General features: G+C 38.4%; 3 protein-coding genes. 2 read left to right on the forward strand and 1 reads right to left on the reverse strand.

The genetic code is table 11. From position 1 onward, the window contains the following. Positions 1-33: 33 nt before the first annotated feature. The gene (locus tag HE1_RS04870; RefSeq protein WP_052567391.1) at positions 34-315 is read right to left on the reverse strand and encodes an SsrA-binding protein; all 282 of its coding nucleotides are present in this window, start codon (positions 313-315) and stop codon (positions 34-36) included. A gap of 154 nt (positions 316-469) precedes the next feature. On the opposite strand from HE1_RS04870, the gene HE1_RS04875 reads away from it, so the two are divergent. Both HE1_RS04875 and HE1_RS04880 read left to right on the forward strand, forming a co-directional pair. Beyond that, positions 470-1882: an NAD(P)H-dependent flavin oxidoreductase gene (locus tag HE1_RS04875; RefSeq protein ID WP_006296321.1), complete on the forward strand. Its 1413-nt coding sequence runs from the start codon at positions 470-472 to the stop codon at positions 1880-1882. Positions 1883-1888: 6 nt separating this feature from the next. Further along, entirely contained in the window at positions 1889-2530 is a 642-nt protein-coding gene (locus tag HE1_RS04880; RefSeq protein ID WP_162480386.1) for a type II secretion system protein, read from the forward strand. Positions 2531-2823: the final 293 nt, after the last annotated feature.

The raw sequence follows: 2823 nt of genomic DNA on the forward strand, positions 1-2823 counted from the left end.
GTTCTATCTTTTTTTTGCATTTGTCCACGTCTATTACGTTGGAATTTGTCTGTTATGTAACAACAACTTTTTCCATCTCAAGGGATCATGACCAAAATGCTTTGATTCTGCACGCAAACTAATTAGTGCGTTATACAAAAACAGCTCTCCTTTCGATTCTAAAACAAAAGACTCTGCGATATTTATTTTTCCTTCACGGATGGCCTTAACTTCGCTTCCCTTTAACACAAGACCAGACTCTATCGTATCAACAATATGATAAGAGAATCGAGCCTTTCGATTTAAAGCAAAAGTTTTTACAGCAGTAGCACTCAAGACTGTTGATCAAATAAAAACTAACTTCAGACGATAACAAAAAATAATACAAAAGTCAATCACTTTTTTGAATCAAAAACAAAATAAATATGGGCTTGTTTTAATTTAATGCTTTATGTAATATTAAAGAGAGTAATGTTGATTTTTTGTATTAATGTCGGTCTTAAACCCTATGATTTTAAATCCTATATTGATATCTGGAAAGGAAGTTTTACCGTTAGTAGAAGGAGGAAAAGGAATCGGGGCATCTAATGGGGTCAGTGCCGGCGCTTGGGCAGCTTGCAATGCTGTTGGTACGTTTTCTGGTGTTAATGCTCCTATTTTGGATGAAAATGGCTACATAAAGCCTTGGGTTTATAACGGACATACGCGAAAAGAGCGCCACAAAGAACTTATAGAGCAAGCAATAGTGGGGGGGGTGCAGCAAGCCAAAATCGCCTATGATTTGTCCTGCGGAAAAGGACGTATCCATATGAATGTTCTGTGGGAAATGGGGGGAGTAGAAAATGTATTAGAGGGAATTTTAAGTGGGACAAAAGGGTTGATCCATGGGATTACTTGTGGCGCAGGCATGCCCTACAGACTAGCGGAAATAGCTGCGCGGTTTAAAGTTTTCTACCTTCCTATTGTTTCTTCTGCAAGAGCCTTTAGAGCACTTTGGAATCGCGCCTACAACAGAGTTTCTGAGTGGTTAAGCGCAGTTGTTTATGAAGATCCTTGGAAGGCTGGGGGACACAATGGGTTAAGTAATCAAGAAAACCCATTGCTTCCAGAAGACCCTTATGGCCGCGTTATGGCTTTAAGAGCTTCTATGCGGGATTTTTCTTTAGACCATATCCCTATTATTATGGCAGGAAGCGTTTGGCATTTAAAGAATTGGGCACATTGGATCGATAATGAAGAATTAGGGCTTATCGGGTTTCAGTTTGGCACTCGACCTTTGTTAACTCAAGAAAGCCCTATCCCGGAAAGCTGGAAGAAACGACTTTTAACTATTCTTCCAGGAGATGTTTTACTGAATAATTTCAGTCCAACTGGATTTCACTCTTCTGCTTTTCGTAATAGGTTTTTAGAAAAGCTTATAGCAAGGTCTTCTCGTCAAGTTCCTTATGCATATGCCCAAAGTGAAGAATTTTCAGGAATTTTAGAACTAGGAGCTCGGGGAAGAAAGTTGTTTGTAAGAGAGCGAGACTTAGATGAAATTACGCATTGGAAGCAGCAAGGATTTGTGACCGGTATGACAACACCAAGCCAAACGATTGTTTTTACTACTCCTCACGAAGCAGAAGAAATACTACGAGATCAGAGGAATTGTATGGGATGTTTAAGTTCCTGTCTTTTTAGCAATTGGAGTCAAGGCATGACAGGATCTACAGGAGAAAAGCCAGATCCAAGGTCCTTTTGTATTCAAAAAACCTTACAAGATATTATTTTAACAGGAAATGTAGAAGACAACCTTATGTTCGCAGGACACAATGCATACAAGTTCAAAGAGGATCCCTTTTATAAAGACGATTTTATTCCCACGGTTTCCCAGCTTATAGATCGCATTCAGACTGGAGAATAAGTGTTTGTGGGGCTTTTTTTATTTTCTTTTAGGAATGTTCTTTCTCAACGCCAAAAAGGGTTTATTTTGTGGGAAGTAGTGATCGGTTTGGCGGTATTTGGTGTTATTGCCGGAGCAGGAATGAAGATGTGGAAGATTGTTGATCAAGGAAGGTTCGTGCGAACTTGTGAGCAAATTCAGACAATTGTTACACAGCTTCGTCATTACAAGTGTGTTCACGCAGGTCTTCCAGAAGAAAGCGCTTTGGAAAATTCCCAAGCTTTAAGTATGGCTTCCAGTAAAATTTGGGATACTTTATCTGAAGAACAATGGATTGACGGAGTATCTTCTAGTGCAATTCACCCCTCTAAAGTTTATCCAAAAAATGCTTTGGGTGGTGGGGCTGGGTTAGTGCGCGCTACCTTTAATGAGCGTTCTGGGATTTGGCTTGTTCTTGCGAAAGAAACTCAGCACGGATTAAATGGCGCACTATTTACCCCAAAAGAGGCGGAACGACTTTCTACCACTTGGGGAGATGGCAGTCCTGATTCTATTAATTTTTCTGCCAAAGAAGGCATGGGAATTTCAGAGGGAGGGTGCGTAGAAGGGAAGAGTTTTTCAAAAAATTCTCACAGAAGTTGTATTGTTTATTTATTTGTCATGGATTGATCTTTAAAAATGAGATAGGTATTAAACACTAAAAGCTATAAAAAATGGCTTGCGAAAAAATTAAGCTATAACGAATTGTTTTGGGGGCAAGTTTATAATTAAATTGTGAGCTGTGTGAATTAAGGAATTGCTTTATGATTTACTTAAAAGATAGAAAAATGGGCTATTGCATGATAGATTTTTAGGCGGAAAATTTTTATAACGGACCCTTTTTTATGATTTTTTATAAATTTAGATAAAGAAAGTCTTTAGACTTATAAAAATGTCCAGATTTAAAGCTCAATAAGTTGTTT

The organism is Holospora elegans E1 (assembly GCF_000648275.1).
GTDB classification, from domain to species: domain Bacteria; phylum Pseudomonadota; class Alphaproteobacteria; order Holosporales; family Holosporaceae; genus Holospora; species Holospora undulata_A.